We start from the raw sequence: 21459 nt of genomic DNA on the forward strand, positions 1-21459 counted from the left end.
CGGTGGGTCATCGGGGCGGTACCGGTTCGACGTCGAGCCGGTACTCGGCCATGATGCGGCGGGCCGCGGAGCGCACGCTCCGCTCGTCCGGACCGGTGAGCCGGAAGCGGCCCGGGACGTGGAAGTAGCCGCCCGTTCCGTCGTAGCGCTCGCCCGGTTCGGGCAGGACTTCGGCGTACACCTGCGGCACCACGCCCGTCATCGGCGTGCGCGCCACGACCCGGGCGGGCCGCTGGGCCGGTTCGGGCATCACGACCCAGCCGGCGGCGACGGGGGAGAAGTGGGCCCCCGAGGACGCCAGCGGGATGCCGAGCACCGTGCGGAAGGTCTCGGCCATCAGGTCGATGCCGTGGAAGTCACGGTGGACGAAGGGCACTTCCGCGCCGCCGGGGCGCATGCCGACCTCCAGGAAGACCGGTTCGCCGGTCGGTCGGCGGATGGCCTCCAGGTGGAAGCAGCCGGTCTCCAGTCCGAGGGCCCGTACGCAGGTGACCGCGAACTCGGCGAGCCGGGTGCGCAGTTCGCCGGGATCCAGGAACACCGAGCCGAGCGGGCGGCCCTGGAGGAACTCCAGTGGTGTGTTGACGTAGCCGGACACGCTCACGAAGTGTTCGCGGCCCTGCGAGAGCACCCCGTCGACGTGGTAGATCTCGGTGGAGACGTACTCCTCGCACTCGTACTCGTCGACCTCGGTGTCCGCCAGTGCCGCCGCGAGGGCCGCGGTGTCGTGGATGATCCGCACGCCCGCCGAGCCGGCCTTCGCCCGTGGCTTCAGGACCAGGGGCAGGCCCACGGCCCGCACCACCTCGTCGGCCGAGACGGTGCGGTCCAGCGCGGTGAACCGGGGCACCGGCAGGCCGGCGGCGGCCAGCCGTTCCTTCATGACCACCTTGTCCTTGAAGGCGCGCACCAGCTCCACCGACGGTCCGGGGACGCCGAGTTCCTCGCGGACCTCGGCGGCCGTCAGTACGTCGTACTCGGACAGGGCGACCACGCCGTCGAACCGGCCGTGGCGCTCGGCGAGGGTCCGGGCCGCGGCCAGGACCGTTCCGAGCGCCAGGTCGGGAACGCTGACGACCCGTCCGGGGTCGACCGGGCCGAGCGCCGCCACGCAGTCGGGCAGCGTGACGATCGAACAGTCGCAGGGGTGGCCGACGTGGTAGCGGGCGTACTCCGCGTCCTCGTCGTCGTACCGGTTGATGACCAGGTAGTGCGGGTGTTCAGCGCTCGGCATTCTTCAACTCCGGTCGGGTCTCTACAGGGTGGCCGCGGTCAGCGCAGCGAGGGCGGCAGGCAGGCGGCGAAGTCGGACGCGGCGACGGGTGAGAACCAGCGCCGGTGGCCGTCGGCCGTCGGGGTGGTGCGCTCCGGGAACGCCGCGAACGAGGGATCGCCGGCGCCGCCGAGCGTGTGCCAGAGCCGGCCGCAGAAGTCCGGCATGATCGGGTGTCCGATCAGCGCCAGGCCCTTGAGCCACCAGTAGCCACGGTCGGCGTCGGCGCCGTCCTCGAACGCGTCGATCCAGTCGTCCAGGACGGCCGCGGCGTCGGACATCCGGATCACCGGTGCGTCCAGTGCCGCTTCGAGCCGGTCGAGCTGCTCGTTCAACCGTGCCGCCAGGCCGTCGCCGAGCGGTGCCGGCGCGACGGCCGGGTGCGGCATGGCCGAGGCGATCCGGGCTTCGAGGACGCCGGCCAGCCGGTCGTTGGCGAAGTCCAGGAACTCCTTGGGCTCGAAGTTGGCCTCGGACCGCTCGGGGTTGACCCGCGCCAGGAAGTAGCGGGTGGCGTCCACCGACAGCCCGGGCACCCGGGCGATGCCGGATGCCGTGATGGAGTGCCCGCGGCTGGTCGAGAACTTCTCGCCCGCCAGCTGGTAGAACTCGTTGATCAGGCAGCGGTCGTACGGCCGGGTGTCGCCGTGCACCAGCGCGACGGCGTTGATGCAGATCAGCGCCGACACCACGTTGTCGCAGCCCAGGCTGGTCACGGTGACCACGTCGGACTCCGGCGAGAACGAGTTGACCGCGGCGCCGATCCGCTGCCGGTGGAGCTCGCCGAGCAGGCGCGCGAACATGAAGCCGCCGGTGTAGGAGAACAGCGTCGACGGCACCCCGTCGTCGGTGCCGCCCGGCAGGGCCATGCCCCACGGTTCGGGCACGCTCAGCCGGATCGTCGCGCCGCCGCGCCGCAGCAGGGACCGGACGGTGGAGCGGTACCGCTCGGCGAGGTCCAGCCGGTCGAACTCCGGCTCCAACTCGGTGAGGGTGGCGGTGCGCAGGAACTGCGTCGTGATCTCCCGCCACTCCCAGCTGTCCTCGGTCAGTCGGGGCCGCGGCTCCACGACCTCCTCGGGGCGGAAGTGCGCGCCGCAGCGCTCGCAGAAGTAACTCGCGACGTCGGCGCCGCAGTCGGGGCAGCGCCCGAGCAGCAGCGGCCCGACGACGAACCGCCCGGTGGCGGCGTTGTGGGGGACGCGTTCGACCTGGGACGTGATGGCGCCCCGGGCCCGCAACCGCGCCACCACGGAGTCGATCTCACGCTGGAACTCGCCGTGCCAGGGCTCTTCGTCGGGATTGACGAACGCGTCGATCCCGATCCGCATCGCGTCGAGGTCGGCTCGCATCACGTCGTGGTAGTGCGCGACGATCCCGGACGGGGTGGTGCCGTCGATCCGGGCCTTCATGGCCACCCACGGCTCGTACGCGTCGGTGCCGGTCATCATGACCGGCCGGTCCCCGCGCATGCGCAGGAAGCGGGCCAGCACGTCCATGCGCAGGAACGGGCCGGAGATGTGGCCGAGGTGGAGAGGGCCGTTGGGCGTGGGCTCCGGTGGGACCAGGAGGTAGTGCTTCGGGGAGGTCCGGCTGGGTCGCAACAGAATTCCTCGGGGGTCTAGAGGCCGAGAAGGCGGAGGGCTCGGTCGGCTATCGCGGGGGCGAGGCGGAATCCGGATCCGGCTCCGCCGGTCGCCAGGACGACACCGTCCAGGTCGTCCACCGGGGCGACGAGCGGCCCGAAGTCGGGCAGGTAGACGTCGGCTCCGGACTGGCTGCCGACGAAGGCGGCCCGGAAGCCGGGCAGCGTCTCGGCGAGGATCCGCTCCGCCAGCCGCCGGTCCTGCGGCGTGGGTGCCAGCTCGGTTCGGCCGGGCGGGCAGTCCCAGTCGGCGCTGGTGATGCTGTAGCGCCAGTCCCGGCCGGGGCCGACCGGCAGGAGGAAGGCGTCGGGCTCGTCGAGGACCAGCAGCGGCCGGTGCTCGCCGGGCGCGGAGGACTCGTCCGCGCGCAGGTGGAAGGCGACGATCTTCTTGGTGCGGGCGCCGTACCGCCGGGCGGTGCCGGCGAACGGCCCGGACAGGGCCCAGGCGCCGGGGGCGGCCAGTACCCGCCGGGCGGTCAGCTCGCCGCCGTCCCGGGAGACCAGCCGGTAGCCGTCGGGGCAGCGGCTGATCGACTGCACCGCGAAGCCCTCGACGAGCGCGTTGTCCGGGTGCCGCGCCAGCGGCCGGAGCAGCTGGTCGACGGTCTCGGCGGGATCCGACAGCCGGGCCGCCGCCGAACGCCGGACGGCCAGGTCCGTGCCCGCGGCCCAGTCGCCGAAGACGGCCCGCAGCGCGGACTCCTGCGCCGGGTCGCAGGGGGTGAGCCGGTCGTCCACCAGCTGCTCGTCCACCGCGCGCACCCCGTCGCGGGGGACCAGCCAGTAGGTGTCCTGCCGGACGGCGTCGAACGCCGGTGCGGCGGAACCGAGGTGGGCCATGAGTCGCAGGCTGTGCCCGGCGAGCTCGCGCTGGGCGGCGGTGCGGCCGGCGGGGATGTCGACCGCCAGCGATCGGAGGGTCGAGCCGTCGTGGACCCCGCCGGCGGACACCGCGACGACGGAGGCCTCCGGCGCCCGCGCGGCGGCCAGCGCGACCGCCGAGGCACCGATGACACCCGTCCCGACCACCGCCAGGTCGTAGATCCGTGCAGTCCGGTCGGTCATGACTGCCACCAGAGCGAGACCACAGTCATCTCCTCGTCACCGGTGAGGAGTTCGTGCTCCTCACCGCCGGGCAGGGCGAACAGTCCGCCCGGGCCCGCCGGGTACTCGCGGCCGCCGCACCGGATCCGGCCGTGCCCCTTCTGGACCAGCCACATCTCCTGCGAGCCGTGGCTGTCCGGCATGGTGCCGGAGCCGGGCGGGACGGTGAAGACCGCCAGGTTCACCGGCGCCGGGCCCACGGCCGCGACGACCTCGGGCGCGCCGAGGAGCGCCTCCAGGCTGGAGGTGCCGGTCTCGTCGACATCGGGTGGCAGGAAGGAGACCGCCGTGGAACGTCCGTCCGTCATCGTCCGGTCCCCCCGTGGGTGCGGATGCTGTCGAGGATCACGCTGCTGCGCCAGGCCAGCAGGCTGAGGTTGGGGTCGGTGATGCCGAACGCGTGCTGGGCGCCGTTCTGCAGGTAGATGCGGTTCCCCCCGGGGTCGTCCCAGTCCACCGAGAAGTCCTCGCGGACCGCCGGGAGCCCGTCCTCGTCGAGGTGCAGGCGTGCGGTGAGCGGGGCCAGGCACGGGGCCAGGCGCTGCGAGTAGCCGGTGGCCAGGACCACCGCGTCGCACTCGACCACGGACTCGGACTCCTCCGACTTGAGCGCCAGCCGCAGGCCCGCGGTGTCCGACCCGGTGAGTCCGGTCACCTCGTGGCCGGTCAGCAGCCGGATCAGGTCCGGGCGTTCGTCGACGTGGGTGGCCAGGTAGATCTGCTGGTAGAGATCGGCGAGCAGGGACTCGTTGACCCCGTCGCTGGCGTACTTCTGCTCGGTCAGCAGGGTCGCCCGCCGGGCCTTGGGCCGGCCGAAGAACTCCCGCGCCGATTCCGGCAGGTAGAGGTCGTTGGTGAACGCCGACTCGTCGAGCGGCAGGAACCCCGGCCGCCGGCTGATCCAGGTGATCTGCGCCGGTGCCCCCGGGCCGACCAGCAGATGCCGGACGATCTCGGCGCCGCTCTGGCCGCCGCCCACCACGGCGACCCGCCGGCCGGCGAGGCCCGCGGCGTGGTCGAGGAACTCGCCGGAGTGGAAGACCGAGGGGCCCCTCGTGCCCTCCAACGCGGCGGGCACCAGCGGCTGCTGGCCGGTGCCCAGCACCAGGTGGCGGGCCCGGAAGGTGTCGCGCCCGGTCACGGCCTCGAAGTGGTCGTCGTGGAAGCGGACCTCCCGGACCTCGTGGCCGAACCGTACGGTGTCCAGCTGGTCCGCGGCCCACGCCAGGTACTGGTTGAACTCGGCGCGGTGGACGGCGGGGAAGCGCGCGGTCAGGAACTGGTAGAACCGGCCCTTGGCGGCCAGGAACGCCAGGAACGAGAACCGGCTGGTCGGGTCGACCGGGGTGACCAGGTCCTTCAGCGGCGAGACCTGCAGGGTGGCGTCGGGCAGCATCAGCCCGGGGTGCCAGGCGAAGCTGTCGCGGCGGTCGAGGTGCAGGCCGGTCAGGCCGGGGACGGCGTCGGCCTGGGCGGCCAGACTGAGGTTGGCCGGTCCGACACCGATCGCGAGGTAGTCGAGGATTCCGGTCATCGGTCGCCGCCGGCGGGGTTGATGCGCACGGTCGCGCCGAGCGCGCCGCGGGTGGCCGCCGCGTCCCGGTGCGAGTCGGCGGTGAACACGGCGTGGCCGAGCCGGCAGCGGAAGTCCACGAGCGGGTGGACCGGGTCGCCGGGGACGGCGTCGATCTGCACGTTCCGCACGCCGGGCAGTGCCAGCGCCTCGTCGAGGCCGGCGGCGCGCTCGAAGGTGTGCTCGGCGGGTGCGGTGAAGAAGTGGATGCCGGCCACGGCCGCGGTCGGCCCGGGGAACGCCCCGGTCGCCTCGGTGGTCAGGCCGAGCAGTGCCGCGAGCCACACCCGCGGCAGGCTGACCCCGCGGGCCAGCTCGACCAGGTCCGCGATCCGGTCGCCGCCCATCCGGGCGCCGATCTCGACGAGGGCCGGCCCCTGCGGGGTCACCCGCAGCTCGCAGTGGAACGGGCCGACGGACAGTCCGACCGCCTCGACGACCTCCGCCACGTACGCCTCGATCCCGGCCTCCAGCGCGGGCTCCAGGTCCGCCGGCACCTGGTGGCCGATCTCCGCGAAGTGCGGCTCGGGCACGAGGAACTTCTCGGTGACGGCGACGACCGTGGTCACCCCGTCGAGCACGTACCCCTCGACGCTGTACTCGGGGCCGTCGAGGTACTCCTCCACCAGGGCGCGCTCGATCAGGGGCCGGCCGAGGTCGACGAAGGAGTCGGTGCTGAGCCTCTCGTACGCCGTGGTGAGCTCGTGCAGGTCGTGTACGACCGTCACGTGCAGGCTGCCCGACTGGTCGACGGGCTTGACCACGCAGGGGAAGCCGGTGTGCTCGGCGGCCGCGGCGAGCTGGGAGGTGGCGCTCACCTCGGTGAAGCGGGGGGTCCTGAGGCCGGCGGCGGCGACGGCCTCGCGCATCCGGGTCTTGTCCCGCACCCGCTCGACGGTGGCGACGTCGAGGCCGGTGAGGCCGAGCCGGGCCGCGACGTGTGCCGCCGCCGGGACGTAGACGTCGCAGCCCGGGAAGACGGCCGAGATCGGCAGCCGGTCGTGCAGGTCCTGCACCGCGGCGACGAGCGCCGGGATGTCGTTGGTCTCGACGGTCACGAGTTCGTCGATCCGGTCGCGGAGCTCCGCCGGCATCACCCGGTCCGCCGTGTCGGCGCTGGCCACGACGACCGAGATGCCCAGGTCGAGTGCGGCCTTGACCAGCAGGACACCCCCCGAGAGGGCTTCGATCACGAGAATGCGCTGATGCGAATGGTCACTCACTTTGCTGTGTCTCCCCGTTCGAGTTCCACGGGCACCGGGTCGGCCCCGTGGGTCGTGCGTGTGTGCCGCTCCGCACGGCCGCGGCGGGCCGGTGCGGGCAGCAGGGTGAGGATGAGCGGAAGGGCCCCCACCGCGGCCGCCCGGAGGACGAGCGCGGGGTCGAGGTGCTGCCCCGCCAGGGCGAGCGTCGCCCCGGCGAGGGGCATGGGGGTGATCAGGAGGAGGCCGAAGACCGCGACGGTGGAGCCGTAGACGGCCGTCGGCACGTGCTCGGCCCGGGTCGTCCGCAGGTAGACGCTGAACAGCGCGTCGAGCGCCAGGAAGGCCCCGAGGAGGACGCCGAACACGGCCATGGTCGGGGCGAAGGACAGCGCGAGGCAGACGGCGGCCGAGGCCAGTGCCGTCCCCGTGCCGTAGCGCCGCAGCCCGATCCGTCCGATCAGCCAGGGCGCCAGGCCCACCACGGCGATCGAGGCCAGGCCGGCCACCGAGTAGACGAGGCCGAGGGCGCCCGTCGAGGCGCCGAACCGGGTGCCGGTGAGGGCGGCCGCGCTTCCCGTGATCAGGCTGAGCAGGAAGTTCAGCACCATCGTCAGGGCGATGAGGCGCCGCAGGACCGGGTCCCCCAGGGTGCGCCGCAGCCCTGCGAACGGGGACGGCGCCTGCCCGGCGTCGGCCCTGCCGGGCGGCAGCACCGGTGCGAGCAGCAGGCTGACCGCGTACCCGGCGCTCGCGGTGGCGACGAACACCACCGGGGGGCAGAGCAGCAGGGCCCCGCCGAGGGCCGGACCGGCGATGATGGTCGCCTGTTCGAGCCCGGTCAGGACGGACTGGGTCCGGGCCACCCGGTCGGGCGGGGTGAGCAGCTGTCCGGCCTTCTCCCCGGCGACGTAGGTCTGCTCGAAGAAGACCCCGGCCAGCATGCCGAACGCGAGCACGGCGGGCACCGCCGCGCTCGGCCGCAGCCAGATCACCAGGCAGCAGAGCGCGCCGGCGGCCAGCCGTACGACGTCGCCGACCACGAAGATCTGGCGGATCGACAGCCGGTCCACCAGGTAGCCGGCCCCGGCGAGGGACAGGATCCGCGGCGTCCACACCAGCGCCATGGCCAGACCGGACCAGGCGAGGCCGCCGGTCACCCGGTAGCAGAGCAGGGGTATGCCGAAGACCAGGAGATTGTCCACCAGCCAGCCGACGGAGCGCAGGGCGAAGTACCACCCCGCACGCCCGGCCGCGGTGACCGACGTACCGCCAACCATGAAGATCCCCCGTGGATCCAGCGAACCTACGGAGCTGACGCTCCGTAACGGTGGTCACCTTGTGGGTGGTTCACCGTGAACGGGTGAGACCCTAGCCGCTTCGAACGGCAAAGGCTAGATCGTTTAGGCTGGTCGACGGGAAGATCTGTTGCTGCACGGGCACCTGACGGTAAATCTGTCTGACGTCACCTCAGGGTTGCTTTCGCCGAAGCTGGTTGGGAGCGGCTCGGGGAAGCTCGTCGCCGGGTCGACGGGGGAGATCCCAGGGGGCGAGCCGGCGGCCGGTGGTGGCACCGACCGAGGTTCCGGTGCCGTCGATCCGGACGTCCCCTGCCAACGTCGGGAGTCGGGGGCGGCTGCGGTGCGGTGGAGCGCGTGACGGGTGCGGTTCGGCCGGGTCGGGTACGGGCGTGGGCGGCCGCAGTCAGGCCGCGGCGCCCAGCGCCCGGGCGAGCAGTCGGCCCTGCGGGGAACCGAGGCCCCGGACGCCGGTGGTCCCGCAGTCGCCACCGGGGCCGGGCCGCGCGGAGGTCAGCCGGTGCGCGAGGGCGGCGCGCCGCTCCGGCGGGGTGCCGGTGGCGGCGAGCGCCGCGGCCACGGTGACGGCGGCGTCGGACGGCAGGACGGTGGCCCGCAGTGCGGGCAGCAGGAGCAGCAGGCGGGCGTGCCGGGCGGTGACCCCGCCCTGCCCGCCCGGGTGGCGGGCCGCGTGCAGCAGCTCGGACCAGCTGAGCCCGGGGCCGGCGGGTGCCGGGCCCGAGCGGGCGAGCAGTCGGGGGCGGGCCCAGTCGGGGTGGGTGAGCAGCAGCTGGGGGCCGTCGGGGCCCGGTACGGCCAGCACGGTGTGGTCGTGTTCCAGGGGCACCCGGGCGACCGGCCGCCCGGCCGCGGCCAGAGCCGCGCGGGCGGCTCCCGCCTCGGCCTCGGTGACGCCGAAGTCCGAGCTTTTGGTGAGGCCGAGGTCCGAGCCCCCGAAGTCCGGGCCACCGCATTCCGCACACCCGGAGTCCGGGGCCGTGGAGAGGGGCGACGCGGTCTCCGTGGCCGACTGCGGCAGGTAGGCGGCCCAGAAGCCGGGCAGCGCGAGCGGCCCTTCGTCCGGCGCGGGCAGCCCGTCGAGCTCTCCATGGGTCAGCACAGGGCCATCCTGACATCCGGCACCGACAGTGCGGGAGAGGGCGTCCCCGGGGCCGCGCCGCGGCGGCCGTGCCGGCGGGCGGACGGGCGTGGACGAACGGGGCCGGACTCAGCCGGGGTAGGGCTCCCCGGCGGCCCGCGGACCGAAAAGGGTGCGGTCGGCCCCGGTGATGGCCAGGTCGTTGATCGAGGCCTCCCGGCGCCTCATCAGGCCCGACGCGTCGAACTCCCACAGTTCGTTGCCGTGGCTGCGCCACCACTGCCCGTTCGCGTCGTGCCACTCGTAGCGGAAGCGGACGGCGATCCGGTCGCCGGTGAAGGACCACAGGTCCTTGCGCAACGCGTAGTCCAGTTCGCGCTCCCACTTGCGTGCGAGGAAGGCCTCGATCTCGGTGCGGCCGTTGATGAACAGGTCGCGGTTGCGCCAGACCGAGTCGGGTGTGTAGGCCTGCGCGACCCGGTGCGGGTCCCGGGTGTTCCAGGCGTCCTCGGCGGCCTGGACCTTGGCGCGGGCGGTCTCCTCGGTGAACGGGGGCAGGGGTGGGCGGGGTGCGTCGTACACGGTGTGGCTCCTGACCGTCGGTCGGACTGCGAGCTTCTAACCCTTGAATCCTCTCTTAAGGGTTAGAAAATGGCAAGGGTGGTTCCGCCCCGCAATCTCCTGACCCGCCGTCAGCTCGGTTATCCTGACCGGCCGAGGACAACTCCTCGGGCCGGCGGTTGGGGGCGGACATGGGTGGCGGCCGAGCCATCGGAACGCGCGGGCGGCACCGCATCCGCCCGTCGGTGGCCGGGGCCGCCCAGGCGGCGGGGGTCGGCGCGCGGGTGCTCGCCAAGGGCACCGCGGACCGCACCGTCGCGGTCCGCAGCGAGGGCCGCACCGACGTGGTGGTCCGCGAGATCGTCATCCCGCCCGGTGGCTCGACCGGCTGGCACTACCACCACGGCCAGCTGATCGCGGTGGTGCGCTCCGGCGTGCTCACCCGGACCCTCGCCGACCGCACGGTGGAGACCACCACCGCCGGGCAGGCCTTCGTCGAGCCCGCGGGCCGCCACCACGTCCACAACGCGCGCAACCTGGGTGCCGAGCCGGTCGTGCTCTGCGCCACCTACGTCCTGCCGGCCGGCAGCCCGCTCTCCGTCGACGTCGCCGACCCGTACGGCCCCTGAGCGGTGGACCGCCGAGCGGCCGGGCCCCTGAGCGGTGGACCGCCGAGCGGTGCCCGTTGCGCCGCGCCCGGCCCGAGCGCTGGCGTTGACGTCGGGGTCAAGGTCTACCGTCGGGGCATGCGGATCGGCGAGCTGGCGGCGCGGGCGGGTACGACCACGCGCACTCTGCGGTACTACGAGTCGCGCGGGCTGCTGCCCGCACGGCGCTCCGGCAACGGCTACCGGGCGTACGACGAGGAGGACCTGCGGCTGTTGCGGCAGATCCAGACCCTTCAGGACTTCGGGTTCGGGCTGGAGGAGACCAGGCCGTTCGTGGAGTGCCTCCGGGCCGGCCATCCCGCGGGCGACGCCTGCCCGGCCTCCCTGGACGTCTACCGGGGCAAGCTGGCCGAACTGGACGCCTGCCTGGCCGAGCTCCAGGCGGTCCGCGACCAGGTCGCCGCCCAGCTGGAGCGGGCCGAGCTGGAGCGGGCGGAACTGGCCCGGGAGGCCGACCGGCCCGGTGGCCCCGATCCGCAGTGTGAGCTGTCCACGGTGCGTGGGCCGCAGGAGAGTTGAGGGGAGCGGGGCATGGGAGCGGAACTACGGAAGGTCACCGACCTGACCTTCGAGGGGGAGGTGCTGGCGGCCGGGCGGCCGGTCCTGGTGGAGTTCACCGCCGACTGGTGCCCGCCCTGCCGGATGATCGCGCCGGTGCTGGCCGAGATCGCCCGTGAGGAGGCGGACCGGCTGGAGGTCGTCCAGCTGGACGTGGACGCCAACCCGGAGACCCAGGCCGCCTACGGGGTGCTGTCGATGCCGACACTGATGCTCTTCCTGGGCGGCGAGCCGGTCCGCACGCTGGTCGGCGCCCGGGCCAAGGCCCGTCTGCTGCGGGAGCTGTCCGACCTGCTCTGACGACGCCGCGCGGCCCCCGGCGGTCAGGGGGTGTTCGGCAGCCAGCCCTGCTGGACGGCCCTGACCCCCGCCTCGAAACGGCTGCGCGCGCCGAGCCGCTCCATCAGCTCGGTGGCCAGCCGGCGGGCGGTCCGCGGGGAGACCCCGAGCCGCTTGGCGATCGCCTCGTCGGTGTGGCCCTCGGCCAGCAGCCGCACGGCGGTGGTCTGCTGGGCGGTCAGACCGCAGTCGTCCGTGGTGGCGGCCTGCCCCAGCGGCCGGGCGCCGGCCCAGACGTTCTCGAACAGCGCGCACAGCGCCGTCAGTGTCCCGTGGCCGCTCAGGACCACGGCGCCGGCGGCGCTGTTCTCGCTGTTCACCGGGATGACGGCGGTGCTGCGGTCGACCACGATCATGCGGGTGGGCAGCGAGGGCACCGTCCGCACCTGGCCGCCCTGCTCCGACAGCCAGTCGACGTAGTCGACGGTGTGCGGGCTGTTGCGGACGCTGTCCAGGTAGACCGTCCGCATCCGGATCCCGCGGCCCAGCAGCTCCTGGTTGAGCGGCTTGGCGGCCTCGATGTGCTCGGGCTTCTGGGCGCCGTCGGGCGAGAAGGTCATCACCTCCTCGCGCATCTCCCGGGTCAGCCTGGCCAGGCAGTCCCGGATCCGGTCGATCCCGACCAGCTGCTCGATGCCGGGGTGGCTGCTGGCCGGCCGGAGGTCGGCGTACTCGGCGATGAGCTGGGCCGCGGCCGCCCGGGAGGCCTCGATCCGCTGCTGCTGCGCCGCCAGCTCGGCCTGTTGCCGGGCCATCAGGAGCTCCATACCGACGTCCGGGGACACCGCGCGCAGCTCGCCCTGGTGGTCGTAGGAGGGCCGGGCCAGGGCCAGCTCGCTGAGCGTGTCCAGGCTCCGGCGGACCTCCTGCTCGGACAGTCCGCCCAGCTCGGTGAGCGCGAGGACGCCCGCCCCCGGATGGGCGAGCATGGTCCGGTAGACGGCCTCGGACGTCGAGTCCAGGCCGAGTGATGCGAGCACGACGGTCCCCCCGTGTGACGGACTTGCAGGCGATGCGCACACGATCATGGCATACGGGTGTTCGAGCGGGCCACGGCGTTCGGTGGACGCTTTGGGCCAGGGCCGCTTGCGGCCCGGTTCAGCCCCTATGCGTCGGTTGCGCGATTTGCCAGAGTCCAGCCATGTACCTGATTCACGCCCTGCTGCAGTCCGGCCCCGGAGCGGGCGAACTGCCCGACACCACAGCCGATTTGATCCGACGGATCGCCCGTCCGCAGGACCGCGTCGAGCACGTCTCGGTGCACCGCAGGACCGGGTTCGACCCGGTGGTCGGGGTGTATCTGCTGGCCGACCGGCTGGAGGAGGCCGAGGACCGTACGGCCGTGCTGTGCCGGCGGGCCGTCGAGGAGCTCCCGGTGCTGCGGGGCTGGCGGCCGGGGCGGGTCGGCGCCCCCCTGGTGGCGCCCTTCTACGAGCGGCTGCTGGCCGGAACCGGCCCGGCTGGACGGAACGGGCCAAGGCCCCTTCCGTCCAGTTGATCACTCTTCCAACCGCTCTGATCTGCGACGAAGCTGGTTCTTGCCAGCAGGGTCCCGGACCGAAGGAACGGGGCAGCCGGCCGAACACCGGACGAGGCGTCACCGCGGGACGCACGACCGGCACCCCTCACCCCGTCGCACCCGAAGGGCACCACCATGTCTCGCTCCGTCCTCGCCAAGGCCACCGCGGTCGTCCTCACCGCCCTCGTCCTCGCCCTCCCGGCCACCGCGGCGCACGCCGACATGATCTGGGGCTGACCGCGCCGCGGACCGGACCGCCCGCCTCCGGGCCGATGACCCCTTCCGGACGCCTACCGTGGTGCTCAGCACCCCGGAGCCGAAGGAGTCACCCCCATGCCCGACCGCGACGCCGCGCTGGAGACCATCCAGCGGGAGCTGACCGCGTTCGCCCGCCGGGCCCGCCACAAGGCCGCCCAGCTGCACCCCGACCTCTCGCTCGTCACCTACAGCATGCTCGACCTGGTGAACGAGCGCGGCACCTGCCGGGGCGCCGACCTGGCCTCGCACTTCATGCTCGACAAGTCCACCGTCAGCCGGCAGGTCGCGGCACTGGAGCGGCTCGGCCTGCTCGCCCGTGAGGCGGACCCGGACGACCAGCGCGGCCAACTGCTCCGGCTGACCGAGGCCGGCACCCAGCTCCTGGCCGAGGCCTACCAGCAGCGCCGGCGCTCCTTCACCAAGCGGTTCGAGACCTGGTCGGACGAGGACATGGCCGACTTCGCCGGCTACCTGGTCCGGTACGGCGAGGCCGACTGAGCGGCCCGCCCGCGCGGCCGGGCACCGCCCGGGGCGGAGCGGCGTCTGGCCCCGCCGGGACGGCTCGGCCAGGATGATCCGCATGACCCGAATGACCGAGCCCGAGTGGCGCGAGTTCCTCGCCCACGGCACCCGCACCGGCAAGCTCGCCACCATCCGCGCCGACGGCAGCCCGCACGTGGCGCCGGTCTGGTTCCTGCTGGACGGCGACGAGCTGGTCTTCAACACCGGCAGGTCCACCCTCAAGGGCCGCAACCTGGCCCGCGACGGCCGGGTGATGCTCTGCGTCGACGACGACCGGCCGCCGTTCTCCTACGCCCTGGTCCGCGGCACCGCCGCGATCAGCGAGGACCTGCCCGAGGTCCGCGCGTGGGCCGGCCGGATCGCCGCCCGGTACATGGGCGAGGACCGGGCCGAGGAGTACGCCGCCCGCAACGGCGTGCCGGGCGAGCTGCTGGTCCGGCTGAGGATCGACCAGGTGATCGCGGAGCGCGGCGTCGCGGACTGACCCGATCGGGCCCGGCCACGGGCCGGCCGCGACGGGCGGGCTGCGGCGGACCGGGACGACGGGCGGGCTGCGGCGGGCCGGGACGACGGGCCGGCCGCCGGGTGCCGTCGGGCGGCCGCTGTCGGTGCGGCGTGCCACGCTGTCCGGATGACACCCTGGACACTCGCCCGGATCGAGGACGCGGTCCGCTCCGGCTGGGGCGCGGACACCTGCGAGCCGGCCGGCCGGCACCGCTGGCACCCCGGCAACCCCGCGCGCGGCCAGAGCGGGGCCACCGCCCTGGTGCTCCACGACCTGCTCGGCGGCGACCTGCTCCGCGGTGAGGTGTACGTCGACGGGGTGCGCGCCGGTGACCACTGGTGGAACCGCTTCGCCGCGGGCGTCGAGATCGACCTGACCAGGGAGCAGTACGGCCCCGAGGAGACGGTCACCCCCGGCCGGGTCGTCGAGCGCCCCGCCGAACTGGCCCGGCTGCAGGACGAGTACCGGCTGCTGCGCGACCGGATGCTGACCGCCCTGGAGCCGGGCGGTACGGACGTCACGCCACCGCAGGGCTGAGCCGGGCTCAGACCGGGGCCACCAGGTCCCGGGCGTCGTCCGGTGCCCGGTCCGGGCCGGGCCCGAACACCGCCGTCACCAGCGCCAGCCCGGCCACCGCCCCGGCCGTCTGGGCCAGGACGAACGCCGGCACCGACCCCGGCGCGATCCCGGTGCAGCTGTCGCTGAGCGCCCGCCCGAGGGTCAGTGCCGGATTGGCGAAGCTCCCCGAGGCCGTCCCCCAGCAGGCCGCGCCGATCCAGGCCGCCACGGCCACCGGCAGCAGCCGCGCCCGCCCGCTCCGGACCAGCCCGCAGACCAGCAGGATCAGCACCCCGGTGGCCACCCCCTCGGCCAGCCACAGGTGCCTGGCCGCCCGCTCCTGCCCGGACGGCTGCACGAAGGGGCGCTCGAACATGGTGTTGGCCAGCCCCGTCCCGGTGACCGCGCCGGCCAGCTGCGCCAGCACGTACCCGCCCAGCTCGCGGGCGGTGAGCCCGGTGCCGCCGCGTCGCCCGGTCCACCAGGCGGCGGCCGAGACCAGCGGGTTGAAGTGACCGCCGGACACCGGCGCGAACAGGGCGATCAGCAGGGCCAGCGCCAGCACCGAGGCCAGGACGTTGGCGAGGAACTGCACCCCGCCGTCCGGGCTCAGTCCGGCGGCCCGGATGCCGGAGCCGACCAGGACGGTGGCCAGCACCGCGGTGCCGACGGCCTCGGCGGCCAGGCGCCGGGACAGCGGGGTCGTCGTCATGGCGTTCATCGTGGTCAACCGGGGTGGCCGGGGACAATTGGCGGGTGCACCGAAGAACCGTCCCCGCTCCGCGCGTCCCGCTCGGAGACTCGTACGGCGTGCGCCCCGGGCGCGCTCCGGCTTGACCCTCACGCGACGTGAGGCCACAGGCTGGAGCCACACGAGAAGGGAGGAACCCGATGCCCCCGACGGACGGGTACACCGTGGGACGGCTCGCCGGGATCGCCGGGGTGACCGTGCGCACCCTGCACCACTACGACGAGATCGGCCTGCTGTCCCCCGGCGGCCGCACCCCGGCCGGGTACCGGCGCTACGGCGACGAGGACCTGGACCGGTTGCAGCAGATCCTGTTCTACCGCGAGCTCGGGTTCCCCCTCGAAGAGATCGCCGCCATCCTGGACGACCGCTCGGTCGGCCCCTCCGAACACCTCCGCCGGCAGCACCGGCTGATCGGTGACCGGATCAGGCACCTCCAGGACCTGGCCGCGGCGGTCGAACGAGCGATGGAGGCGAGGACGATGGGAATCCAGCTGACGCCGGAGGAGAAGTTCGAGGTGTTCGGCCCCGACTACGACGAGAACTGGGAGGCCGAGGCCGAGCGGAAGTACGGCGGCTCCGAGCCGTGGGAGCAGTCCCGGCGCCGGACCGGCGCGTACACCAAGGCGGACTGGGAGGAGGTCAGGGCCGAGGGCGAGGAGATCAACTCCCGTCTGGTGGCGGCGTTCACCGCCGGCCTGCCGGCCGGATCGGAACGGGCCATGGACATCGTCGAGGCGCACCGGCGGCAGATCACGGCGCGGTTCTACGACTGCACCTACGAGATCCACCGGGGCCTTGCCGCGATGTACCTCGCCGACCCCAGGTTCACCGCCACGTACGAGCAGTTGGCGCCGGGCCTCGCGCAGTGGACGCACGACGCCATCCTCGCCAACGCCGACCGCCACGGCGGCTGACCGGGCCCGCGCGCCGGGCCCGCGCGCCGGGCGGCACGGCCGGGAAGGCGCAGGTCAGGCCGCCCCGCGCCCGAAGGTGCGGCGGTAGGCGGTCGGGGAGGTGCGCATGGTGCGGCCGAAGTGGTGCCGGAAGGTCGCGGCGCTCTCGAAGCCGACGGCCGCGGCGATCTCCTCGACCGTGCCGTCCGGGGATTCCAGTAGCGGCAGGCTCGCGGCGATGCGCTGGGTGACGACCCAGCGCATCGGGCTGGTCCCGTTGCGGGCGGTGAAGTGCCGCAGGTAGGAGCGGTCCGACATGCGGGCGGCCCGGGCCAGCAGCGGGACGGTGAGCGGGACGGCGAGGTGGTCCATCGCCCACTGCATCGAGCGGGCGATGCCGTCGTCCTCCTCCTCGACCGGCTTGACCGCGGCCTCGATGAACTGGGCCTGCCCGCCGTCGCGGTGCGGCGGGACGACGAAGCGGCGGGCCACCGTGTTGGCCACCTTCGCGCCGTGGTCGCGCCGCACCAGGTGCAGGCACAGGTCGATCCCGGCCGCGCTGCCCGCGCTGGTCAGGATGGTGCCGTTGTCGACGTACAGCACGTCCGGGTTCACCCGGACCGCCGGGTGGCGCTGCTGCAGCAGGTCGGCGTACCGCCAGTGGGTGGTGGCCTCCAGGCCGTCCAGCAGCCCGGCGGCGGCCAGGGCGAAGGCGCCGGAGCAGATCGAGACGACCCGGGCCCCGCGTTCGTGGGCGGTGCGCAGCGCGGCGACCAGGCCGGGGGAGACCTCGCCGCCGAACGGGTTGGGGACGGCCACCACGATCACGGTGTCGGCGGCGGCCAGCTCGTCCAGCCCGTGCGGGGCGCTGAGGGTGAAGCCGCCGACCGCGTTCAGCGGGGTGCCGGGCCGGTCGGCGCAGACCTTGACGTCGTACCACGGGGCCGCGAGCAGGCCCGCGACCTCGGGCCTGGCCAGGGCGAACACCTCGACCACCACGCCGAGTTCGAAGGGCGCCATGCCGTCGAAGACGTACACGGCGACGGTGTGCACGGGCTCCGGGCGCCGTCCGATGCTGACGGCCACCGGGCCTGAGGTCCGCTGCTCGGTCACTGTTCTCCCCAATTGCGCAGCATGGCGGGATCTTGGCGAGTGTAGTCGTCACCGCCACTGTCGGGGTCGGGTGTCCGGATCGGAGGATCTTCCTGTCGGAAGCAGTCGCACAACGGACCACCAGGAGCCCGCAGATGACCACCGCCGTCCCGCCAGTGACCACGGCCGCCCCGTCCGCGACCGCCGTCCCGCCCGTGGCCGCGGCCTCGCCCGTGACCGCCGTCCCCGCCGTCGCGCCCGAGCGCGCCTTCGCCTTCTTCGCCGAGCGGCTCGGCTGCCAGGCCGACCCGGCGGACGTCTGGTACGCCCTGCGGGACGGGCAGCGGGACTTCACCCTCGTCGACGTCCGTGCCGAGGGGGCCCACCGCAAGGCCCACCTGCCCGGCGCGATCAGCCTCCCGATCGCGGACATCACGGCGGAGCGGGTCGCCGGGCTGCCGCCCGGCCTGCTGGTCGTCTACTGCTGGGGCCCGGCCTGCAACGGCTCCACCAAGGGTGCGATGAAGCTGGCCGCGCTCGGCCGCGAGGTCAAGGAGATGATCGGCGGCCTGGAGTACTGGGTGCGGGAGGGCTGGCCGACCGAGGGCCGGCGTCCGATCGACCCGCCGAACGCGACCCCGGCCGACCTCGGCCTGGTGTGCTGAGGGGCCCCGTTCGGGTTCACCAGGGCCGCCGACCACCGCGGCGCCGTCACCGGCGTGGCCGCGGACGGGGTCAGGAACGGCGTCCAGGTCCGCTGAGCCGGTCACCACACCGCCCCCGGCCGGACGGCCGGGGGCGGTGGTGTCGTCGTCGCGGTCGGCCGGTCAGCCGGTCAGACCGGCCATCCAGGACTCGACCTCGTCGGCGCGGCGGGGCAGGCCGGCCGAGAGGTTCTCGTTGCCCTCGGCGGTGACCAGGATGTCGTCCTCGATCCGGACGCCGATGCCGCGGTACTCCTCGGGCACCGTGAGGTCGTCCTGCTGGAAGTACAGGCCGGGCTCGACCGTCAGCACCATGCCGGGCACCAGCTCGGCGTCGACGTACGCCTCGCGGCGGGCGTGCGCGCAGTCGTGCACGTCCAGGCCGAGCATGTGGCCGGTGCCGTGCAGCGTCCAGCGGCGCTGGAGGCCCAGCTCCAGCACCTTCTCCAGGTCGTACACCGCCGGGTCGATCAGGCCCCAGGCGAGCAGGCGCTCGGCCAGCACCCGCTGCGCCGCGTCGTGGAAGTCGCGGAACCGGCCGCCGGGCCGGACCGCCGCGATGCCGGCCTCCTGGGCGTCGTACACGGCGTCGTAGATCTTGCGCTGGAGCGCGTCGAAGCGGCCGTTGATCGGCAGGGTGCGGGTGACGTCGGCGGTGTAGAGGTTGGTGGTCTCCACGCCGGCGTCGAGCAGCAGCAGCTCGCCGGGGCGGACGTCGCCGTCGTTGCGGACCCAGTGCAGGGTGGTGGCGTGCGGGCCGGCGGCGGCGATCGAGCCGTAGCCGACGTCGTTGCCCTCGACCCGGGCGCGGCGCCAGAAGGTGCCCTCGATCCAGCGCTCGGAGGTGGCCACGGCCCGGTCCAGCTCGCGCACCACGTCGGTGAAGCCGTTGACGGTCGCGGTGCAGGCCGCCCGCAGCTCGCCGATCTCCCACGCGTCCTTGACCAGCCGCAGGCCGCTCAGGAAGACCTTGAACTCCTCGTCCCGGTCGGCGTCCAGCGCCTCACCGAGGGCCTCCTCCAGCTCGGCGTCGTGGCCGCGCACGATCCGGGTGGTGCCGGTGCCGGCGGCCAGCTCCTCGGCGGCCTTGCGCACGTCGCGGCAGGGCAGTCCGTAGAGCACCTCGGCCTCGGCCAGGCTGTGCCGGCGGCCGACCCAGAGCTCGCCGTAGCCGTCCAGCCAGAACTCGCCGTTCTCGCGGTCCGAGCGGGGGCGCAGGTAGAGGTGGAAGGCGTGGCCGTCCCCGGCGGGCTCACCGACCAGGACGGCGTCCTCGCTCTGGTCGCCGGTCAGGTGGACGTACTCGCTGGCGGCGCGGAACGCGTAGTCGGTGTCGTTGGACCGCACCCGCAGCCGGCCGGCCGGGACCACCAGGCGCTCGCCGGGGAAGCGGGCCGACAGTGCGGCGCGGCGCCCGGCGGTGAAGGGCGCCTGGGCGATCGGCCGCAGGTCGCGCAGCTCGGTGTCGGCCCAGCCGGACTTCATCGAGGCCGCGAGTTCGTCGGAGACCTCCGAGTAGAGCCCGTTCTTGCGGCCCTTGATCTCCTCCTCCGCGGCCAAGCCCTCAGGGTTGTCGGACACCGCCGGGGTACGGTCCTCGGTCACGTACGTCGCCTCCTTGCGCGCGTGGTGCCACCCCGGACACCCCGGATCGCGGGGTGGTGGGCGGCCTTGGCTCCCATGGTACGGATGCGGATCCGATCACCCGTTCGGGAGGGCGAGGGCGCCCGCCGGGCTACCCGAAGCGGACGGCCAGCAGCACCAGGTCGTCGGTGGCGCCCTCGTCCGGAGCCGCGCCGGCCAGCGTCTCCAGCAGGTGGCCGCAGAGCCGGTCCGGGTCGAGCCGGACGTCCCGGGGCGCGTCGGCGGCGGCCCGGCGCAGGGTGGCCTGCCCGGCGTGCAGGGTCGGGCCGCAGCGCCGGGCCAGGCCCTCGGTGTAGAGCACCAGCACGTCCCCGCGCTCCGCGGTGAGCTCCACTCCCGGCGCCTCCCAGCAGCTGAGCATGCCGAGCGGGGCGGACAGCGAGGTCTCCACGAACTCGGCGCCGTGCCGTCCGACCAGCACCGGCGGGCAGTGCCCGGCGCCGGCCAGGGCGATCCGGCGCTCCGCGGGCTGGACGCAGGCGTAGACGGCGGTGGCCGAGCGGGCCGGCTCGGTGGTCTTCAGCAGCAGCTCCAGGTCGCCGAGGACGGACACCGGGTCCTCGCCCTCCAGAACGGCGTACGCGCGCAACGCCGCCCGCACCCGGCCCATCGCGGCGGCCGCCCCCGCGGCGGAGCCGGGACCCGCGCCGGGCCCGTCGGCCGACACGCTGCCGACGGTCAGACCGAGCGATCCGTCCGGCAGCGCGATCGCGTCGTACCAGTCGCTGCCGCAGGAGTGGTCCAGGCCGGCGGGCCGGCAGCGGGCGGCGAGCCGGACCCCGGGCACCACCGGCAGGTGGTCGGGCAGCAGGCTGCGGCGCAGCGCCCGGGTGGCGCGCAGCGCACGGTCGGCCGCCAGCTGCCGGGCGAGCACCGGGGCGGCGAACTCGCAGTACCGCTGGGCCAGGTGCTGGAGCCGCTCGTCGGGTCGGGCGGGTTCGTCGTAGAACCAGGCGGCGGCCGCCAGCGGCCCGTCCTGTTCGGTGGCGAGGGTCAGCGCGAAGCAGGCGCCGAGCCCGAGTTGGGCCGCGACCTCGCGGAAGCGGGGCCCGACGGCGAGGTCGTCGGCGAGGTCCTCGATCAGCAGCCGACCGGACCGGGCGGGGCTGCCCAGCAGGCCGGCGAACGGGCCGTGGTCGGCGGGGACGGTCTCCAGTGCGCCGAGCCCGGCGCGGTCGAGGCCGAGCCCGACCGGCCGTCCGGTGCCCCGTCCGGTGGTGGTGATCAGTCCGCGCCGGGCGCCGAGCAGCGCCGCGCCGGAGTCGAGCACGGCGGCCAGGGCGGCGGGCAGGTCGGGGGTTCGGACCAGCAGGTCGGCGTGCTCGTAGAGGCTGGTGGAATCGGACGGCCGTCCGGCTGAACGGTCCTGCAGCCCCAGGACGGGCCCGGTGGCGTAGCCGGGCAGCGGGGCGGGCTCGGCGGCGGTCAGGTGCAGCGGCCGGGCATCGGTCATCTCGGAACTCCCCGCAAACTGGTACGTGTCACGCAGGACCCCCGGCAACGCCCAAATCGACAGCTAACTCACTACTCGGCAACAATCCACCACTTGTACACAGGCCGATCGGGGCATGTCCAGAAATCGGACCCGGCCGGTCGGCCGTCTCCCGGGGCGGCCGCCGCGGCTGCGCGCGGACCGCCGTCGCACCCGGCCGGGGCCGTGCCAGGCCCGTCCGGCCGTTGCGACGCACCG

General features: G+C 74.2%; 23 protein-coding genes. 9 read left to right on the top strand and 14 right to left on the bottom strand.

The features are described 5' to 3' along the window. Positions 1-7: 7 nt before the first annotated feature. The 9 genes from ACIOFR_RS18575 to ACIOFR_RS18615 form a co-directional block, all read right to left on the bottom strand. The gene (locus ACIOFR_RS18575; RefSeq protein ID WP_400998314.1) at positions 8-1234 is read right to left on the bottom strand and encodes an acetyl-CoA carboxylase biotin carboxylase subunit family protein; all 1227 of its coding nucleotides are present in this window, start codon (positions 1232-1234) and stop codon (positions 8-10) included. A 38-nt stretch (positions 1235-1272) separates the two neighbouring features. After that, entirely contained in the window at positions 1273-2877 is a 1605-nt protein-coding gene (locus tag ACIOFR_RS18580; protein WP_400998316.1) for a class I tRNA ligase family protein, read from the bottom strand. A gap of 17 nt (positions 2878-2894) precedes the next feature. Further along, positions 2895-3986, bottom strand: coding sequence for an FAD-dependent oxidoreductase (locus ACIOFR_RS18585; protein ID WP_400998318.1), 1092 nt, complete (start codon positions 3984-3986; stop codon positions 2895-2897). Beyond that, entirely contained in the window at positions 3983-4333 is a 351-nt protein-coding gene (locus ACIOFR_RS18590) for a cupin domain-containing protein (protein ID WP_400998321.1), read from the bottom strand. Before ACIOFR_RS18590 ends, ACIOFR_RS18585 begins: the two co-directional genes overlap by 4 nt. After that, complete coding sequence (locus ACIOFR_RS18595) at positions 4330-5559, bottom strand: lysine N(6)-hydroxylase/L-ornithine N(5)-oxygenase family protein (protein WP_400998324.1); 1230 nt, start codon at positions 5557-5559, stop codon at positions 4330-4332. Before ACIOFR_RS18595 ends, ACIOFR_RS18590 begins: the two co-directional genes overlap by 4 nt. Further along, positions 5556-6791 (bottom strand): ATP-grasp domain-containing protein, encoded by a 1236-nt coding sequence (locus tag ACIOFR_RS18600; RefSeq protein WP_400998326.1) that lies wholly within the window; start codon positions 6789-6791, stop codon positions 5556-5558. The genes ACIOFR_RS18595 and ACIOFR_RS18600 overlap by 4 nt, the downstream gene beginning before the upstream one ends. A gap of 26 nt (positions 6792-6817) precedes the next feature. Then, positions 6818-8080: an MFS transporter gene (locus ACIOFR_RS18605; RefSeq protein WP_400998329.1), complete on the bottom strand. Its 1263-nt coding sequence runs from the start codon at positions 8078-8080 to the stop codon at positions 6818-6820. 424 nt (positions 8081-8504) lie between these two features. Beyond that, positions 8505-9218, bottom strand: coding sequence for a hypothetical protein (locus tag ACIOFR_RS18610; RefSeq protein WP_400998331.1), 714 nt, complete (start codon positions 9216-9218; stop codon positions 8505-8507). Between the two features lie 108 nt (positions 9219-9326). After that, positions 9327-9779 carry a nuclear transport factor 2 family protein gene (locus ACIOFR_RS18615; RefSeq protein ID WP_400998333.1) on the bottom strand — a complete coding sequence of 151 codons (453 nt, stop codon included), beginning with the start codon at positions 9777-9779 and terminating at the stop codon, positions 9327-9329. A 224-nt stretch (positions 9780-10003) separates the two neighbouring features. Between ACIOFR_RS18615 and ACIOFR_RS18620 the strand changes: the two genes are divergently transcribed. From ACIOFR_RS18620 to trxA, 3 genes are all read left to right on the top strand, one after another. After that, the gene (locus ACIOFR_RS18620) at positions 10004-10387 is read left to right on the top strand and encodes a cupin domain-containing protein (RefSeq protein ID WP_400998336.1); all 384 of its coding nucleotides are present in this window, start codon (positions 10004-10006) and stop codon (positions 10385-10387) included. 117 nt (positions 10388-10504) lie between these two features. Next, positions 10505-10945, top strand: coding sequence for a MerR family transcriptional regulator (locus ACIOFR_RS18625; RefSeq protein WP_400998339.1), 441 nt, complete (start codon positions 10505-10507; stop codon positions 10943-10945). Between the two features lie 12 nt (positions 10946-10957). Beyond that, on the top strand, positions 10958-11284 hold the full coding sequence (trxA, locus tag ACIOFR_RS18630; protein WP_400998342.1) for a thioredoxin: 327 nt from the start codon (positions 10958-10960) through the stop codon (positions 11282-11284). 23 nt (positions 11285-11307) lie between these two features. Here trxA and ACIOFR_RS18635 read toward each other — a convergent pair whose 3' ends face one another. Beyond that, positions 11308-12303, bottom strand: coding sequence for a helix-turn-helix domain-containing protein (locus ACIOFR_RS18635; RefSeq protein ID WP_400998344.1), 996 nt, complete (start codon positions 12301-12303; stop codon positions 11308-11310). Between the two features lie 161 nt (positions 12304-12464). On the opposite strand from ACIOFR_RS18635, the gene ACIOFR_RS18640 reads away from it, so the two are divergent. From ACIOFR_RS18640 to ACIOFR_RS18655, 4 genes are all read left to right on the top strand, one after another. Further along, the gene (locus tag ACIOFR_RS18640; RefSeq protein WP_400998347.1) at positions 12465-12821 is read left to right on the top strand and encodes a hypothetical protein; all 357 of its coding nucleotides are present in this window, start codon (positions 12465-12467) and stop codon (positions 12819-12821) included. 354 nt (positions 12822-13175) lie between these two features. Then, positions 13176-13598, top strand: coding sequence for a MarR family winged helix-turn-helix transcriptional regulator (locus ACIOFR_RS18645; RefSeq protein ID WP_400998349.1), 423 nt, complete (start codon positions 13176-13178; stop codon positions 13596-13598). 73 nt (positions 13599-13671) lie between these two features. After that, positions 13672-14106 (top strand): PPOX class F420-dependent oxidoreductase, encoded by a 435-nt coding sequence (locus tag ACIOFR_RS18650; protein ID WP_400998351.1) that lies wholly within the window; start codon positions 13672-13674, stop codon positions 14104-14106. A 147-nt stretch (positions 14107-14253) separates the two neighbouring features. After that, a complete protein-coding gene (locus tag ACIOFR_RS18655) occupies positions 14254-14664 on the top strand; it encodes a hypothetical protein (RefSeq protein ID WP_400998354.1) in 411 nt (136 codons plus the stop codon). 7 nt (positions 14665-14671) lie between these two features. On the opposite strand, the gene ACIOFR_RS18660 is transcribed toward ACIOFR_RS18655, so the two are convergent. Then, the gene (locus ACIOFR_RS18660; RefSeq protein WP_400998357.1) at positions 14672-15397 is read right to left on the bottom strand and encodes an aquaporin; all 726 of its coding nucleotides are present in this window, start codon (positions 15395-15397) and stop codon (positions 14672-14674) included. Between the two features lie 179 nt (positions 15398-15576). Here ACIOFR_RS18660 and ACIOFR_RS18665 point away from each other — a divergent pair, with 179 nt between their 5' ends. Next, positions 15577-16350 (top strand): MerR family transcriptional regulator, encoded by a 774-nt coding sequence (locus tag ACIOFR_RS18665; RefSeq protein WP_400998360.1) that lies wholly within the window; start codon positions 15577-15579, stop codon positions 16348-16350. A 54-nt stretch (positions 16351-16404) separates the two neighbouring features. On the opposite strand, the gene ACIOFR_RS18670 is transcribed toward ACIOFR_RS18665, so the two are convergent. Next, complete coding sequence (locus tag ACIOFR_RS18670; RefSeq protein WP_400998363.1) at positions 16405-17454, bottom strand: helix-turn-helix domain-containing protein; 1050 nt, start codon at positions 17452-17454, stop codon at positions 16405-16407. A 122-nt stretch (positions 17455-17576) separates the two neighbouring features. Between ACIOFR_RS18670 and ACIOFR_RS18675 the strand changes: the two genes are divergently transcribed. Beyond that, the gene (locus ACIOFR_RS18675; protein ID WP_400998366.1) at positions 17577-18086 is read left to right on the top strand and encodes a rhodanese-like domain-containing protein; all 510 of its coding nucleotides are present in this window, start codon (positions 17577-17579) and stop codon (positions 18084-18086) included. A 162-nt stretch (positions 18087-18248) separates the two neighbouring features. On the opposite strand, the gene ACIOFR_RS18680 is transcribed toward ACIOFR_RS18675, so the two are convergent. Beyond that, on the bottom strand, positions 18249-19730 hold the full coding sequence (locus ACIOFR_RS18680) for an aminopeptidase P family protein (RefSeq protein WP_400998369.1): 1482 nt from the start codon (positions 19728-19730) through the stop codon (positions 18249-18251). Between the two features lie 130 nt (positions 19731-19860). Further along, positions 19861-21222 (bottom strand): PP2C family protein-serine/threonine phosphatase, encoded by a 1362-nt coding sequence (locus ACIOFR_RS18685; protein WP_400998372.1) that lies wholly within the window; start codon positions 21220-21222, stop codon positions 19861-19863. Positions 21223-21459: the final 237 nt, after the last annotated feature.

Origin of the sequence: Kitasatospora sp. NPDC088346 (assembly GCF_044740765.1) — a bacterium.
Taxonomy (GTDB): Bacteria; Actinomycetota; Actinomycetes; order Streptomycetales; family Streptomycetaceae; genus Kitasatospora.

Excerpts from the sequence above, each read along its gene's own strand:
- ACIOFR_RS18605 (WP_400998329.1), bottom strand. The coding sequence starts at position 8,080 with ATGGTTGGCGGTACGTCGGTCACCGCGGCCGGGCGTGCGGGGTGGTAC.
- ACIOFR_RS18625 (WP_400998339.1), top strand. The coding sequence starts at position 10,505 with ATGCGGATCGGCGAGCTGGCGGCGCGGGCGGGTACGACCACGCGCACT.
- ACIOFR_RS18645 (WP_400998349.1), top strand. The coding sequence starts at position 13,176 with ATGCCCGACCGCGACGCCGCGCTGGAGACCATCCAGCGGGAGCTGACC.
- ACIOFR_RS18650 (WP_400998351.1), top strand. The coding sequence starts at position 13,672 with ATGATCCGCATGACCCGAATGACCGAGCCCGAGTGGCGCGAGTTCCTC.
- ACIOFR_RS18575 (WP_400998314.1), bottom strand. The coding sequence starts at position 1,234 with ATGCCGAGCGCTGAACACCCGCACTACCTGGTCATCAACCGGTACGAC.
- ACIOFR_RS18655 (WP_400998354.1), top strand. The coding sequence starts at position 14,254 with ATGACACCCTGGACACTCGCCCGGATCGAGGACGCGGTCCGCTCCGGC.
- ACIOFR_RS18640 (WP_400998347.1), top strand. The coding sequence starts at position 12,465 with ATGTACCTGATTCACGCCCTGCTGCAGTCCGGCCCCGGAGCGGGCGAA.
- ACIOFR_RS18675 (WP_400998366.1), top strand. The coding sequence starts at position 17,577 with ATGACCACCGCCGTCCCGCCAGTGACCACGGCCGCCCCGTCCGCGACC.
- ACIOFR_RS18595 (WP_400998324.1), bottom strand. The coding sequence starts at position 5,559 with ATGACCGGAATCCTCGACTACCTCGCGATCGGTGTCGGACCGGCCAAC.
- ACIOFR_RS18660 (WP_400998357.1), bottom strand. The coding sequence starts at position 15,397 with ATGACGACGACCCCGCTGTCCCGGCGCCTGGCCGCCGAGGCCGTCGGC.
- ACIOFR_RS18665 (WP_400998360.1), top strand. The coding sequence starts at position 15,577 with ATGCCCCCGACGGACGGGTACACCGTGGGACGGCTCGCCGGGATCGCC.
- trxA (WP_400998342.1), top strand. The coding sequence starts at position 10,958 with ATGGGAGCGGAACTACGGAAGGTCACCGACCTGACCTTCGAGGGGGAG.
- ACIOFR_RS18590 (WP_400998321.1), bottom strand. The coding sequence starts at position 4,333 with ATGACGGACGGACGTTCCACGGCGGTCTCCTTCCTGCCACCCGATGTC.
- ACIOFR_RS18585 (WP_400998318.1), bottom strand. The coding sequence starts at position 3,986 with ATGACCGACCGGACTGCACGGATCTACGACCTGGCGGTGGTCGGGACG.
- ACIOFR_RS18685 (WP_400998372.1), bottom strand. The coding sequence starts at position 21,222 with ATGACCGATGCCCGGCCGCTGCACCTGACCGCCGCCGAGCCCGCCCCG.